The 13,673-nt window shown below is 66.8% G+C and carries 14 protein-coding genes; 7 read left to right on the top strand and 7 right to left on the bottom strand.

Translation table 11 applies throughout. The annotated features are described in order from the left end of the window. The first annotated feature begins 49 nt into the window (after positions 1 to 49). Entirely contained in the window at positions 50 to 1,615 is a 1,566-nt protein-coding gene (gene ffh, locus HDC31_RS08515; RefSeq protein ID WP_113681916.1) for a signal recognition particle protein, read from the top strand. A gap of 6 nt (positions 1,616 to 1,621) precedes the next feature. Here ffh and HDC31_RS08520 read toward each other — a convergent pair whose 3' ends face one another. Then, the gene (locus HDC31_RS08520) at positions 1,622 to 2,536 is read right to left on the bottom strand and encodes an EamA family transporter (RefSeq protein ID WP_179516014.1); all 915 of its coding nucleotides are present in this window, start codon (positions 2,534 to 2,536) and stop codon (positions 1,622 to 1,624) included. 77 nt (positions 2,537 to 2,613) lie between these two features. Between HDC31_RS08520 and HDC31_RS08525 the strand changes: the two genes are divergently transcribed. Then, positions 2,614 to 3,537, top strand: a complete 924-nt coding sequence (locus HDC31_RS08525) for a LysR family transcriptional regulator (RefSeq protein WP_113681917.1) — start codon at positions 2,614 to 2,616, stop codon at positions 3,535 to 3,537. A gap of 30 nt (positions 3,538 to 3,567) precedes the next feature. Here HDC31_RS08525 and glpK read toward each other — a convergent pair whose 3' ends face one another. From glpK to HDC31_RS08540, 3 genes are all read right to left on the bottom strand, one after another. After that, positions 3,568 to 5,082, bottom strand: coding sequence for a glycerol kinase GlpK (gene glpK / locus HDC31_RS08530; RefSeq protein ID WP_113681918.1), 1,515 nt, complete (start codon positions 5,080 to 5,082; stop codon positions 3,568 to 3,570). A 26-nt stretch (positions 5,083 to 5,108) separates the two neighbouring features. After that, positions 5,109 to 5,861, bottom strand: coding sequence for an MIP/aquaporin family protein (locus HDC31_RS08535; RefSeq protein ID WP_028501983.1), 753 nt, complete (start codon positions 5,859 to 5,861; stop codon positions 5,109 to 5,111). Between the two features lie 92 nt (positions 5,862 to 5,953). Then, entirely contained in the window at positions 5,954 to 7,663 is a 1,710-nt protein-coding gene (locus HDC31_RS08540) for a glycerol-3-phosphate dehydrogenase/oxidase (protein ID WP_113681919.1), read from the bottom strand. A gap of 102 nt (positions 7,664 to 7,765) precedes the next feature. Here HDC31_RS08540 and HDC31_RS08545 point away from each other — a divergent pair, with 102 nt between their 5' ends. Continuing rightward, positions 7,766 to 8,737 (top strand): sugar-binding transcriptional regulator, encoded by a 972-nt coding sequence (locus HDC31_RS08545; RefSeq protein WP_021200458.1) that lies wholly within the window; start codon positions 7,766 to 7,768, stop codon positions 8,735 to 8,737. A gap of 32 nt (positions 8,738 to 8,769) precedes the next feature. Here the strand turns inward: HDC31_RS08545 and HDC31_RS08550 are convergent, their stop codons facing one another. After that, the gene (locus HDC31_RS08550; RefSeq protein ID WP_046747076.1) at positions 8,770 to 9,921 is read right to left on the bottom strand and encodes a glutamate--cysteine ligase; all 1,152 of its coding nucleotides are present in this window, start codon (positions 9,919 to 9,921) and stop codon (positions 8,770 to 8,772) included. Positions 9,922 to 10,131: 210 nt separating this feature from the next. On the opposite strand from HDC31_RS08550, the gene rpsP reads away from it, so the two are divergent. The 4 genes from rpsP to trmD are packed head-to-tail and all read left to right on the top strand — an operon-like array spanning position 10,132 to position 12,139. After that, a complete protein-coding gene (rpsP, locus tag HDC31_RS08555; protein WP_046747075.1) occupies positions 10,132 to 10,566 on the top strand; it encodes a 30S ribosomal protein S16 in 435 nt (144 codons plus the stop codon). A gap of 6 nt (positions 10,567 to 10,572) precedes the next feature. Beyond that, positions 10,573 to 10,803: an RNA-binding protein gene (locus tag HDC31_RS08560; protein WP_017830729.1), complete on the top strand. Its 231-nt coding sequence runs from the start codon at positions 10,573 to 10,575 to the stop codon at positions 10,801 to 10,803. Beyond that, positions 10,796 to 11,404 (top strand): ribosome maturation factor RimM, encoded by a 609-nt coding sequence (rimM, locus tag HDC31_RS08565; RefSeq protein WP_113681920.1) that lies wholly within the window; start codon positions 10,796 to 10,798, stop codon positions 11,402 to 11,404. The genes HDC31_RS08560 and rimM overlap by 8 nt, the downstream gene beginning before the upstream one ends. An 18-nt stretch (positions 11,405 to 11,422) precedes the next feature. After that, positions 11,423 to 12,139 (top strand): tRNA (guanosine(37)-N1)-methyltransferase TrmD, encoded by a 717-nt coding sequence (trmD, locus tag HDC31_RS08570; protein WP_058630607.1) that lies wholly within the window; start codon positions 11,423 to 11,425, stop codon positions 12,137 to 12,139. A 28-nt stretch (positions 12,140 to 12,167) separates the two neighbouring features. On the opposite strand, the gene HDC31_RS08575 is transcribed toward trmD, so the two are convergent. Both HDC31_RS08575 and map read right to left on the bottom strand, forming a co-directional pair. Next, positions 12,168 to 12,761, bottom strand: a complete 594-nt coding sequence (locus HDC31_RS08575; RefSeq protein ID WP_218867351.1) for a histidine phosphatase family protein — start codon at positions 12,759 to 12,761, stop codon at positions 12,168 to 12,170. A gap of 85 nt (positions 12,762 to 12,846) precedes the next feature. Then, positions 12,847 to 13,629, bottom strand: a complete 783-nt coding sequence (gene map, locus HDC31_RS08580) for a type I methionyl aminopeptidase (protein WP_046747071.1) — start codon at positions 13,627 to 13,629, stop codon at positions 12,847 to 12,849. Positions 13,630 to 13,673 lie beyond the last annotated feature (44 nt).

Consider the following 13,673-nt stretch of genomic DNA (forward strand, 5'->3'; position numbering starts at 1 on the left):
CGCACGGCGCTGAGCGGCGCCGCTTCACTCGCGTAGAATCGTACGCACCATGGCTACCTTTGGCACGCTCTCCGATCGGCTCACCGAAACCTTCCGCAATCTGCGCACGAAGGGAAAGCTCACCGCCGCCGATGTCGACGGCACCGTGCGCGAGATCCGTCGCGCTCTGCTCGACGCCGACGTCGCGCTCGTGGTGGTCAAGGACTTCACGGCGAAGGTGCGCGAGCGTGCCCTCGGCGACGAGGTCAACAAGGCGCTGAACCCGGCGCAGCAGGTGGTGCAGATCGTCAACGAGGAGCTCGTGCAGATCCTCGGCGGCGAACAGCGCCGCCTGCAGTTCGCGAAGACGGCACCGACCGTGATCATGCTCGCGGGACTCCAGGGCTCGGGTAAGACGACCTTCGCCGGCAAGCTGGCCAAGCAGCTCGAGGGCGAGGGGCACACGCCTCTGCTCGTGGCCGCAGACCTCCAGCGTCCGAATGCCGTCAACCAGCTGCAGGTGGTCGCGGAGCAGGCGGGCGCGACCGTGTTCGCTCCGGAGCCCGGCAACGGCGTCGGCGACCCGGTGAAGGTGTCGCGCGACGGTGTCGAGTATGCCCGTCGTCAGCAGCACGACGTCGTCATCATCGACACCGCCGGACGCCTCGGCGTCGATGCCGAGCTGATGAAGCAGGCTGCGGACATCCGCAAGGCCGTGAGCCCCGACGAAGTGCTGTTCGTCATCGACGCGATGATCGGTCAGGATGCGGTGAACACCGCCAAGGCCTTCCAGGAGGGCGTCGATTTCACCGGCGTCGTCCTGTCGAAGCTCGATGGTGACGCCCGTGGTGGCGCTGCGCTCTCGGTGGCCTCCGTGACCGGACGCCCGATCATCTTCGCCTCGACCGGTGAGCGTCTCGAGGACCTCGAACCGTTCCACCCCGACCGCATGGCGAGCCGCATCCTCGACCTCGGCGACATCCTGACCCTCATCGAGCAGGCCCAGCAGGCCTTCGATGAGGAAGAGGCCATGAAGATGGCCGAGAAGCTCGCAACCGAGGCCTTCACCCTCGAGGACTTCCTCGAGCAGCTTCAGCAGATGAAGAAGATGGGCTCCATGAAGAAGATGCTCGGGATGCTCCCGGGCATGGGGCAGATGAAGCAGCAGCTCGCCGACTTCGACGAGCGCGAGATCGACCGCACCGAGGCGATCATCCGCTCGATGACTCCGGGCGAGCGACGCAACCCGAAGGTTCTCAACGGCTCGCGTCGGCTGCGTATCGCCCGCGGCTCCGGCATGACCGTCACGGATGTGAACCAGCTCGTGCAGCGCTTCGAGCAGGCCGCGAAGATGATGAAGACCGTCGCTCGTGGGGGTACCCCCAACATCCCCGGCATGGGACCCGTGCCTGGTATGGGACGACCCGGCGCGTCGTCCAAGCGAGGGAAGAAGAGCAAGTCCTCCTCCGGCAAGTCCCGCTCGGGAAACCCTGCGAAGCGTGCAGCGGAGAACGCGGGCATCGCATCCTCCACGACCACGCCCACCGGATCGGGGTTCGGGATCGGCGGCGGTGCTGCCCAGGCTCCGAGCGAGGCCGACCTCGCCGAGATCCAGAAGCTCTTCGGCAAGAACTGAGTGCACTCAGCGCGGCGCCGAGAGCGCTTCGCCGAGTGTCTCCTCGGCACGTCGGTCTGAGCTCGGCTTCGGACGCGTGACGAACTGCCCCAGGACGAGCGCGCCGAGCGTGAGCACGAATCCGATCGCCTGAGGCGCGGTGAAACGCTCACCGGCGACCACCAACCCCAGAAGTGTCGCGACGATGGGGGACAGGAGTGCAAGGAGCCCCGGCGCGACGACCGGTAGCTGCTGGACGCCTCGGAACCAGAGCGTGTACGCGATGATTCCCCCGGCGGTGGCGAGCCACAGGTAGCCGAGAGCGGCATTGCCGTCGATCTCCCGAGGCACGCCCTCGACCATCAGAGTGACCGGTAGCAGCAGCATGCCGCCCGCGCTGAGCTGCCAGCCCGCGTAGGACACGGGCCCCACCCCGACGGGGCGACCCCAGCGTTTGGTGAGGATCATGCCCACACCCGTCGCTGTGACACCGCCGAGCGCAGCGAGAACGCCCCAGAGATCGAGTTCGGCGGCCGGGCCGAGCACGACCAGAGCGACGCCTCCCGCGCCCACGAGAGCCGCTGCGGCCGTGATCGGCCGGATGCGCTCGTGTAGGACGAGCGCTCCGAGAGCCAGGACGATGAGTGGCTGCGCTCCGGCGACGGCGGCGGCGACGCCGCCGGGAAGCCGCACCGCGGCCAGGAACAGCAGAGGGAAGAAAGCGCCGATGTTGAGCGCGCCGAGGGCGAAGGACTTCCACCACCACGACCCTGACGGAAACCGCCGACTGATGGCGACCGCGAGAAGACCCGCAGGGAGTGAGCGGAGCAGACCCGCGAACAGCGGGTGCCCGGCCGGAAGCAGTTCGGTGGTCACGAGGTAGGTGGTGCCCCAGGCGATGGGAGCAAGAGCAGTGGTCAGCACGAGCGTCATGCGGTTCATGCCTTCAGCCTGCGACCATGGAGCCGATGAGTCCAACGCATAATTGCACCATGACGCATGAAGAGAGATCATGAATCGTGGAACTCCAACAATTGCGGTACGTCGTGGAAGTCGCCGACACCCTGAGCTTCACCCGCGCCGCCGAGCGATGCTTCGTGACGCAGTCCGCGCTGAGCCATCAGGTCGCCTCACTCGAACGCGAACTCGGCCGGCGCTTGTTCGTTCGCTCCAGTCGCCAGGTGCGCCTGAGCGAGGCGGGCGAGGCATTCCTCGGTCATGCGCGCGCTGCCCTCCGAGCTGCTGAAAGAGCCAGAGAGGATGCGGCCGCGGTAGACGGTGTCGTCGAGGGGACGCTTCGGGTCGGTGTCATCCCTACGGTGACCGCCGTCGACGTGCCGGCCGTGCTCGTCGCCTACCGTGCGGCGTACCCGGACGTGCGGGTGGAACTGCAGGTCGGGAACAGTGATGTCCTGATGCGCAGGCTCCGGCACGATGAGCTCGATGTCGCCCTGCTGGGCCTGCGCGAAGGCGTTGAACCTCTGGGAGTGGCGTCCCGTGTGCTCTCTCGTGAGCGGCTCGTCGCCGTCTTCCCTCGAGGGCACGAGCTCGCGCACAGGAGCGACATCGCACTGGAGGACCTCGCGGGGATGACGTTCGCGGACTTCCCCGTCGCGACTTCGGGACGAGCCCAGAGTGACGCGGCATTCCACGCGGCCGATCTCCCGCGCGATGTGGCTTTCGAAGCCGACTCCGCGACCCTCATCCTCGGCTTGGTGGAGGCGGGCTTGGCGGTGACCTTGCTGGCGCCGGGAACCGTCCAGCGCTCCGCGTTCGACGTGTCCATCTCGACAGTGCGCGGTGGCCCGGTGCGGGTCGAGTATCTCGCCTGGGATACGGCGGCACCGAGGAACGTCGCTCGCGCGTTCGTCGGTGTCGTGGAAGCCGTCACGTCGAGCTGGGAGAGCTCGGACAGCGCATGGAGAAGCGGGTCCGGAGCATGAGCTCCGAACCCGCTTCGCCTTCGTGTCAGATCACTTCACGTCGTCGTCGACCCAGTCCATCGACTTCGTGACGGCCTTGCGCCACAGCCGCAGCTGACGGTCGCGCTCTGCTTCGTCCATCGACGGCTCCCAGCGCTTGTCCTCCTGCCAGTTGGCGGAGAGGTCGTCGAGCCCGTTCCAGAACCCGACTGCGAGGCCTGCCGCATAAGCGGCACCGAGGGCCGTGGTCTCCGCGACGACCGGACGCACCACCGGCACGCCGAGGACATCCGCCTGGAACTGCATGAGCGCGTCATTCGCGACCATGCCGCCGTCGACCTTGAGCTCGGTGAGGTCCACACCGGCGTCCGCATTCACGGCGTCGAGCACGTCGCGCGTCTGGAAGGCGACGGCCTCGAGCGCTGCGCGAGCGATGTGGTTCTTGTTCGCGTAACGGGTGAGCCCGACGATCGCGCCTCGGGCGTCAGGACGCCAGTACGGTGCGAACAGACCGGAGAAGGCGGGCACGATGTACACGCCGCCGTTGTCCTCGACCTTGTCGGCCAGCTCTTCCACCTCAGGGGCAGAGGAGATGATGCCGAGCTGGTCGCGCAGCCACTGGATCAGGGATCCGGTGACGGCGATGGAGCCCTCCAGCGCATAGTGCGTCGGCTGGTCGCCGAGCTTGTAGCCGACGGTCGTGAGCAGCCCGTTCTTGGAGTGGACGATCTCCTCGCCCGTGTTGAAGATGAGGAAGCAGCCCGTGCCGTAGGTGTTCTTGCTCTCGCCCTTCTGGAAGGCGGCCTGCCCGAACGTCGCGGCCTGCTGGTCGCCCAGGATGCCGGCGATCGGGGTCTCGCGAAGCAGCGAAGAGTCCTCCGCCGCACCGTAGACCTCGGAAGAGGAGCGGATCTCGGGCATCATCGAGCGCGGCACGCCGAACGCCTCGAGGATGTCGTCGCGCCACTCGAGCGTCTCGAGATCCATGAACATCGTGCGCGACGCGTTCGTCACGTCCGTGACGTGCACACCGCCGTCGACGCCGCCGGTCAGGTTCCAGAGGACCCAGCTGTCGGTCGTTCCGAAGATCAGGTCGCCGGCCTCCGCCTTCTCGCGAGCGCCTTCGACGTTCTCGAGGATCCAGGCGATCTTGGTTCCCGAGAAGTAGGTCGCCAGGGGGAGCCCGACGACCGGCTTGAACCGCTCCACGCCGCCGTCTGCCGCGAGACGATCGACGATCGCCTGCGTGCGGGTGTCCTGCCACACGATCGCGTTGTAGGCGGGCTTGCCGGTGGTCTTGTCCCAGACCACCGCGGTCTCGCGCTGGTTGGTGATGCCGACGGCCGCGATGTCGTGGCGCGTCAGGTCGGCGCGGCTCAGGGCGAGTCCGATGACCTCCTGGACGTTGCGCCAGATCTCCGAGGCGTCGTGCTCGACCCAGCCGGCCTTCGGCAGGATCTGCTCGTGCTCCTTCTGGCCCGTCGCGATGATGCTGCCCTTCTTGTCGAAGATGATCGCGCGGCTCGAAGTCGTTCCCTGGTCGATGGCGAGGATGTAGTCAGCCATGTTGTTCTCCTTTGAATTCAGGTCGTTCAGGCGAGGTGCAGCAGGACGGGCGCTGCGGCAGCGGCGATCGCGCCACCGATCAGCGGACCGACCACCGGGACCCAGGAGTAGGACCAGTCGCTGGAACCCTTGCCCTTGATCGGGAGGATCGCGTGCGCGATACGCGGACCGAGGTCGCGGGCAGGGTTGATCGCGTAACCGGTCGGGCCACCGAGCGAGGCACCGATAGCGACGACGAGCAGAGCGACGGGGAGGGCCGTGAGCGGTCCGAGGCCTCCGGGGGTTCCCACCTCGATGTCGCCGTAGTCCGCGAACGCGAGGATCACGAAGACCAGCACGAAGGTGCCGATGATCTCGGTGACCAGGTTCCATCCGTAGGAGCGGATCGCGGGGCCGGTCGAGAAGACGCCCAGCTTGTTGGCGGCCTCCGGCTCCTCGTCGAAGTGCTGCTTGTAGGCGAGCCACACGACGATCGCACCGATGATCGCACCGACGAGCTCCGCCGCGGTGGCGACGAGGAACATCGGGAAGTCGATCGTGCCGGAGATCAGCAGTCCGATGCCGACGGCCGGGTTGAGGATGGCACCGGAGTACGCGGAGACGAGCACACCGGCGAAGACCGCCAGACCCCATCCCCAGTTGACCATCAGGAAGCCGCCGCCGAAGCCTTTGTTCTTCGCGAGCGCGACGTTGGCGACGACACCACATCCGAGCAGGACCAGCATCGCTGTTCCTACCAGTTCGGAGAGGAAGTAGAGACCGAGATTCACATCAGCCATGTCTTCTTTGACCTTTCTTGTGTGTCGGGGCCCCTCTGCCCCGACACTTTATGGGAGTTGCACCGCGAGGAGGGCGGCAGTCCGAGACCCCGTCAGCCGCGGGCGCGGGACGGGATATCGAGTCCGTGACGTTCGTTCAACAGTTCGCGGGTCTGCTCGACCTCGGCATCGTGGCGCGCTCGGTCCCAGCCGAGCATCGGCGCGAGGGCATCGGCGATCTCGTCAAGAACCTCGGCGGTCGCCCCGCCGGTGAACGCGATGCTGGTGCGACGCAGGATGACATCCTCCAGGCGGGTCACCAGCTCGTTCTGCACCATCCACTCGAGTTCACGCGTGGAGAGGTCACCGCCGGCGAGTGGCGCGTCCGCACCCTGCTCGACGAACTCCCAGACCTGTGCCGCGCGGGTACCGTATCGGGCCAGCAGCTGATCGGCACGTGCGCCGGCGCCGGGAAGGTTCTCCTGGAACCAGATGCGCTTGGCCTTCTCGGTGCGGGGGAACTCGCGCCCACCGCCGATCGCGCGCCCTGCCGTCGAGACCGTCCTGGTGCGATCGATCAGGCCGAGCACCGTGTCGGAGAGGGACTCGCCGAGTGCGCGGAACGTGGTCCACTTGCCGCCGACGAGGCTCACAAGCGGCACGGCGCCCTTCTGGTCGACCTCGACGCGGTAGTCGCGGGAGACGAACCCGGGGGCCGTGTCCTCGTGACGAGGCAGGGGACGGATTCCCGAGAACTTGTAGACGATCTGCTCGCGCGACACCGGAATGGTGGGGAACACGTGGTGGATGAGATCGAAGAAGTAGTCGACCTCCTCCTCGGTGCACACGGCCACTTCGCGTGGATCGGCATCGATGTCGGTGGTGCCGACGAGAACGCGTCCCTTGAGGGGGTAGATGAGGACGATGCGACCGTCGGAGTGCTCGAAGAAGATCTCGCGTCCGCGGGTCGCCTCGAGCAGTTCGGGGTGGTCGAGCACGATGTGCGAGCCCTTGGTTCCTCCCATGAACCTCGTCTCGGTGCCGAGGGCATCGTTCGTGAGGTCGGTCCAGGGACCCGATGCGTTCACGACGACATCGGCCTGCACAGAGAACTCCGTGCCGCTCTCACGGTCGCGGAGCACGACCTTGTCGCCGTCACGAGAGACGGCTTCGACGTAGTTCAGCGCGTGCGCGCTCGGGTGGGCGGATCGTCCGTCCTGGAGCACGTCCAGAGCCAGGCGCTCGGGGTCGTGCATCGAGGCGTCGTAGTAGGTCGCGGTGTACTTGATCTTGGGGTCGAGAGAAGGCAGCTCGGCGAGCGACTTCTTGCGGCCGAGGAAACGGTGCCGAGGAACGGTGCCACCATCGCGCGAGAAGGTGTCGTAGATCGTCAGCCCGATCTTGATGAGGAAGGCTCCGCGCTCCTGCGGCTTGCCGCTCTTGTGCGTGAGGAAGCGCAACGGCGCGGAGAGGATGCCCGAGAAGGTCGAGTAGATCGGGATGGTCGTCTCGAGCGGCTTCACGTAGTGAGGGGCGATCTTCAGAAGACCGTTGCGCTCCTCCACGGATTCGCGGACGAGTCGGAACTCGCCGTTCTCGAGGTAGCGGATGCCGCCGTGGATCATGTGGCTCGACGCGGAGGAGGCGCCGGAGGCGAAGTCCCCTCGTTCGACGAGCACGACGTCGACTCCCTGCAGCGCCAGGTCGCGGAACGTGGAGATTCCGTTGATCCCGCCGCCGATGACGAGGACGCTCGTGCGCCCGGATTCGCGGACAGCGCGAATCTCCGCGCGCTCCGCCGACGAGTGTGCCGAATCGATCATCGTCGACCCTCTCTTCCTTGCTTGCCACCAGCATCGACCTGTGTGACATCCCGCGCAAGCCCACTGCACATATGTGCAAGGATCGAAGCTGAGGAGGACGTCATGGCCGGTGCAAGCGCGGAATCTCGCGACAGCAAGCTGATCGCGGCGCTCACAGCGGCGCAGCTCTACTACATGCAGGACAAGACCATGGAGGTCATCGCGAAGGAACTCGGCACGTCGAGATCATCGGTCTCACGTCTGCTGAGCTTCGCGCGGGAGAGCGGACTGGTCGACATCAGGATCAACTCGCCGCTCGAGCGTCTCGGGATGCTCGAACACCGGATCCGGGATCGGCATCGAGTGGCCGCGCACGTCGTGCCGATGCCGGAGATCCTCAGCGAGGTCGAGCGCCTCGAGCGCGTGGCTCTGACGGCAGGGCGTCTGCTGTCGCAATTCGTCGACTCGAACATGGTCATCGGCGTCGCGTGGGGGTCGACGATCAGCGCTGTGAGTCGTGGACTCACCCAGAAGGAGACCCACAACACGACCTTCGTGCAGCTCAACGGCGCAGGCAACACCCAGACCACGGGTGTCGAGTACTCCAGCGACATCCTGCAGCGATTCGGCAGTGCGTTCGGCGCGCAGGTCCAGCAGTTCCCGGTGCCCGCGTTCTTCGACGATCCTGCGACGCGCGAGGCGATGTGGCGTGAACGCAGCACGCGACGTGTGCTCGATCTGCAGGCGAAGATGGATGTCGCCGTGTTCAGCCTCGGTTCGCCCGCTGCCGAGGTGCCGAGCCGTGTCTATGTGGGCGGGTACCTCGGACGTGACGACTATCGCAGCCTCCGCGAGGACCATGCGATCGGCGATGTCGCCACGGTCTTCTTCCGCTCCGACGGGTCGTGGCGGGACATCCGGGTGAACGCGCGCGCCACGGGCCCCGGCCTGGATCGACTCCGTCGGGTTCCACGCCGCGTGTGCGTCGTATCCGGCATCCCGAAGCTGGTGAGCCTCCGCGCCGCCCTGGCGGCCGGACTCATCACCGATGTGGTCCTGGACGAGGGACTCGCGAGGCGCCTCGTCGAGGACTGAACAGCGGCGTCCGCCGTCAGGCGTGCCGGGAGCTACGGCTCTTCGGTCGACGACTCGGGTCCGGAACGGAACTCCCTGATCAGATGATGCACGACCGCTGCGAGGTCGCCGTCCGCGGCGTCGGCGACGGCGAGCTGACGCGCGTAGCTGGCACCGCCGTCCAGGATCGTGGCGATGCCGCCGAACTCCCGGCCGCATCCGAGTTCGACAGCGGTCGGTGCCAGTGATTCGAGAGCTTCGGACAGATGCTCGCGAACGGGGCGCTGTGTGCCTGTCGCATCCACGATCACACGGGCGTCGAGCCCGTAGCGTGCCGCCCTCCACTTGTTCTCGCGGTGGAACCAGGCGGGAAGCTCGGGGAGGGTCCGCCCTTCGTCGAGCTGACGTGAGAAGTCCTCGACCAGGACCTGCACGAGCGCGGCGACCGAGGCGAGCTCGGGCAACGTCGACAGCCCGTCGCAGGCGCGCACCTCGATGGTCCCCCAGCGCGGAGCGGGACGGATGTCCCAACGCACCTCCGTGGCATCGGCCATCACCCCGGTGCGCACCATGTCGTCGAGATACGATTCGTATTGCGCCCAGTCGTGCAGGGGCCAGGGGAGCCCGGCGGTGGGAAGCTGCTGGAACACGAGCGCGCGGTTCGATGCGTAGCCGGTCCGCTCTCCCGCCCAGTAGGGACTCGACGCGGCGAGCGACTGTAGATGAGGGAGGTACCCCGCGAGGGCGTTGATGATGGGGAAGACCTTGCGCTGATCCTCGACGCCGATGTGCACGTGGATGCCCCAGATCATCATGTTGCGCCCCCACCACTGCGTGCGCTCGATCAGCGTGTGGTAGCGCGACTTGTCGGTCACCTGCTGGTCGTACCACTGTGCGAACGGGTGACTTCCCGCCGACAGCAGCTCGATGCCAGCGGGATCCGTCGCCGCGCGGACCGCCGCGATGGCGTTCCCGATGTCGTCGACCGCGTGCGCAACGGAGTCGCCGATGCCGCTCGTCACCTCGATCGTGTTGGTGAGCAGCTCGCCCGTGACGGTGTGTCGCTCGTCCGCACTCTCGGCTTCGAGCGCGGCGAGCAGTTCGGGTGCGCGCCCGACGAGGTCACCGCTCACCGGATCGGCGAGCATGATCTCCCATTCGAGACCGACGGTGGACCGGGCCGAAGAGGCGAACTCGAGTTTCACCCGCACAGTCTGGCACGCAGCAGGCGCGACACGGCAACGGGGGTTTCGCCACGTTTCGCGCCCGGCCCTCGGATCTGGCAGAATAGAGGGTCGGACGACCTGCTCGACCCTCTATCCAGCAGGAGTCCACACTCATTAGAGCTTCCGCCGGGTGTGCACCCCACTCTCCAGGCGACCGGTTCGTTTCCTTCCACACAATTCAGGAGAATCGTGGCTGTCAAGATTCGTCTCAAGCGCCTGGGCAAGATCCGCGCGCCGTACTACCGCATCGTCGTCGCCGACTCGAAGACCAAGCGCGATGGTCGCGTGATCGAGGAGATCGGCAAGTACCACCCCACCGAGGAGCCCTCGTTCATCGAGGTCGACTCCGAGCGTGCGCAGTACTGGCTCTCCGTCGGCGCACAGCCGACCGAGCAGGTCGCTGCCATCCTCAAGATCACGGGTGACTGGGGCAAGTTCAAGGGCGACAAGGACGCGAAGTCCACGCTCAAGGTCGCCGAGCCGAAGGCCCCCTTCGAGATCGACGCGTCCAAGAAGTCCGTCGTCAAGCCCAAGGCCGAGAAGAAGGCGGAGGCTCCTGCTGAGGAGGCTCCCGCCGCGGCCGACGCGGAGGCCGCTGAGGCTCCCGCAGCAGACGCAGAGTAATCCGCCGTGCTCGCCGCCGCGCTCGAACACATCGTCAAGGGGATCGTCGATCACCCGGAAGATGTCCGCATCAACGAATCCACATCGCCGCGAGGCGACCTCCTCGAGGTGCGTGTGCACCCCGACGACCGTGGACGCGTGATCGGGCGCGGCGGCCGCACCGCGAAGGCCCTTCGCACCCTCGTCAGCGCACTCGCTGACGGGCGGCGGGTCCGCGTCGATGTCGCGGATGACTGACGTGGTGGCGAAGGACCGCAACCAGGGCAAGAACCAGCTGCGAGTCGGGCGTCTCGTCAAGGCGCATGGGCTCAAGGGCGGACTCAAGCTCGAGCTGTACACAGACAACCCCGAGGGGCGCTTCGTCCCCGGAGCCGGTTTCACGTTGCAGGTGCCCGAGGCATCTCCGTGGCACGGCAAGGAGATCACGGTGCGCGAGTACCGGGTGATGAACGGCAACCCCGTCGTGTTCTTCCAGGATGTCGAGGACCGCGACGCGGCTGACAGCCTCGTCCGTGCCATCCTCTGGATCGATCAGGATGTCGACGAGGCCGAAGACGATGCGTGGTTCGATCACCAGCTCGTCGGCCTCGAGGTGGTCCGCGATGACACCGTGATCGGTCGGGTCGTTCGGGTGGAGCATTTCCCCGCACAGGACCTCCTCATCGTCAAGGCAGGCGAGGACGAGGTGATGGTGCCCTTCGTCTCCGCCATCGTCCCCACCGTCGATGTGCAGGCCGGTCGCGTGATCGTCACCCCGCCGCCCGGCCTCTTCGAGGAGGTCCCGGAGTCCACTGACGCCGAGCCGCAGGCAGGCGCGGACGCCGACGCGTCCGAGTGATCGCTGATACGGGTCCCCGTGCGCATCGACGTCCTCTCGATCTTTCCGTCCTACTTCGACGGTCTGACGCTCTCGCTGCTCGGAAAGGCTCAGGCGACCGGGATCATCGATCTCCGCATCCGAGACCTTCGCGACTGGACCTCGGACCGTCATCGCACCGTTGACGACACCCCCTACGGCGGCGGAGCGGGCATGGTGATGAAGCCGGAGCCCTGGGGACTCGCCCTCGATGACATCAGTGAAGCAGCTGCCGCAACGGTCGCTGAACGTCCCACCATCATCTTCCCGTCGCCCGCCGGAGAGGTGTTCACCCAGAAGACCGCGCGTGATCTGGCGACTCGCGAACATCTCATCTTCGGCTGCGGCCGCTACGAGGGCATCGACGAGCGCGTGTTCGAGTACGCCGCCGAGCGGGGCGATGTCCGGCTGATCAGTCTCGGCGACTACGTCCTCAACGGGGGAGAGGTCGCCACGATGGCGATGATCGAGGCCATCGGCCGGCTGATCCCTGGTGTCGTCGGCAATCCCGAGAGCCTCGTCGAGGAATCCCACGAGGACGGTCTGCTCGAGTATCCGTCGTACACCAAGCCCGCATCGTGGCGGGGACGATCGGTGCCCGACGTGTTGCTGAGCGGAAACCATGCGGCGATCGCCGCGTGGCGCCACGAGCAGCAGATCGAGCGAACACGGTCGCGCCGTCCCGATCTCCTCGACGACACGTCGCCGTCTTCCTGACTGAGGCCTCGAACCGGGAACGTGTCTCTCAGAGCATGCGCTCGGAGGCACCGTCGATCTCGAACACGACCCCGTGTGGGTGCCTCAGCCCGAGTGCGGTGGAGGCATCCAACCCTCGCAGTTCCGCACGCAGCATGCGCCCGATCATCTCGTGACTGATGAGAAGGGGGATACCTTGTGACACCCATCCGCAGCTGCTGAGCGCCTTGCGTGCGCGCGCTCTGGCCTGCGCGTAGCTCTCCCCGCCGGGAAAGGCCCACCCGTAGCGGTTGGCCGCCCGCTCTTCCCTTGCGGTCGGATACTCCGCGTCGATCTCCTCCCACGTCAGGCCGCTGAGCTCGCCATGGTCGAGCTCAGCGAGCTCGGGCACCTCGACCACGTCGGCACCGAGGCGCTCTGCGACGATCGTCGACGTGTGTACCGCCCTGCCGAGCGGACTGGAGCACACCGTGCGCACGTCGACGTCCGTCAACCGATCCGCGATCGCATGCGCTTGTTCGACTCCCTCGGGAGTGAGGGGCGAATCAAGCTGCCCCTGCAGGCGATGCTCTCTGTTCCACTGGGTCTGCCCGTGACGCGCGAGGAGCACTCGCTCCGGCACATGACGATCCTGCGGAATCATGGACTCAGGATGGCACACCGGAGCGCCGACCGCGCCTGCGTGCTACGTCTGCACGACCCGATACGACGATCAGTACCGTGGCAGGTCAGTCGACGCCGAGGAACGACCGGTCGGTCAGGATGATCGGGCCCTGCTCGGTGATCGCGATCGTGTGCTCGGAGTGCGCGCCGCGGGACCCGTCTGCGCTGCGCAGCGTCCACCCGTCGGGGTCTGTGACGAGTTCGTCGGTCGTGGCGAGAAGCCAGGGCTCCAAGGCGAGGACGAGGCCGGCGCGCAGGGGGAAGCCACGACCGGGGCGGCCGTCGTTGGGGACGTGGGGATCGCCGTGCATCGTCCGGCCGACGCCGTGGCCGCCGAAGTCGGTGTTGATCGAGTAACCCTCACCGTGTGCGATCGTGGCGACCGCTGCGGAGATGTCGCCGATGCGGTTCCCGACGGATGCGGCGTCGATCGCCGCGGTCAGGGCGCGCTCGGTCGTGTCGATGAGTCGGAGATCTTCGTCGCTGGCTGTTCCGACGACGAACGAGACGGCGGAATCGGCGACCCAGCCGTCGACTGCGACAGCGAAGTCGAGGGTGACGAGGTCGCCATCGCGGAGCACGTAGTCATGGGGGAGGCCGTGCAGCACGGCGTCGTTGACGGAGGTGCAGATGACCTTCCCGAACGGACTCGCTCCGAACGAGGGGTGATAGTCGATGTAGCACGACTCGGCGCCGGCGCGACGGATCATGTCGTGTGCGCGACGATCGATCGAGAGCAGGTTGGTTCCGACCTTGGTCTCGTCACGCAACGTCGCCAGGGTTTCGGCGACGAACCGCCCTGCGGCGCGCATCTCTTCGATCTCGGCGGGGGTGCGCAGTTCGATCATCGGTTGTCCTCTCGTCCCTCCCATTCTCCCTGATCGTGAGGCCG

Source organism: Microbacterium sp. JAI119, from assembly GCF_013410135.1.
Classification (GTDB): Bacteria; Actinomycetota; Actinomycetes; order Actinomycetales; family Microbacteriaceae; genus Microbacterium; species Microbacterium oxydans.

Excerpts from the sequence above, each read along its gene's own strand:
- HDC31_RS08540 (WP_113681919.1), bottom strand. The coding sequence starts at position 7,663 with ATGATCGATTCGGCACACTCGTCGGCGGAGCGCGCGGAGATTCGCGCT.
- rimM (WP_113681920.1), top strand. The coding sequence starts at position 10,796 with ATGACTGACGTGGTGGCGAAGGACCGCAACCAGGGCAAGAACCAGCTG.
- map (WP_046747071.1), bottom strand. The coding sequence starts at position 13,629 with ATGATCGAACTGCGCACCCCCGCCGAGATCGAAGAGATGCGCGCCGCA.
- HDC31_RS08520 (WP_179516014.1), bottom strand. The coding sequence starts at position 2,536 with ATGAACCGCATGACGCTCGTGCTGACCACTGCTCTTGCTCCCATCGCC.
- glpK (WP_113681918.1), bottom strand. The coding sequence starts at position 5,082 with ATGGCTGACTACATCCTCGCCATCGACCAGGGAACGACTTCGAGCCGC.
- HDC31_RS08535 (WP_028501983.1), bottom strand. The coding sequence starts at position 5,861 with ATGGCTGATGTGAATCTCGGTCTCTACTTCCTCTCCGAACTGGTAGGA.
- HDC31_RS08545 (WP_021200458.1), top strand. The coding sequence starts at position 7,766 with ATGGCCGGTGCAAGCGCGGAATCTCGCGACAGCAAGCTGATCGCGGCG.
- HDC31_RS08575 (WP_218867351.1), bottom strand. The coding sequence starts at position 12,761 with ATGATTCCGCAGGATCGTCATGTGCCGGAGCGAGTGCTCCTCGCGCGT.
- ffh (WP_113681916.1), top strand. The coding sequence starts at position 50 with ATGGCTACCTTTGGCACGCTCTCCGATCGGCTCACCGAAACCTTCCGC.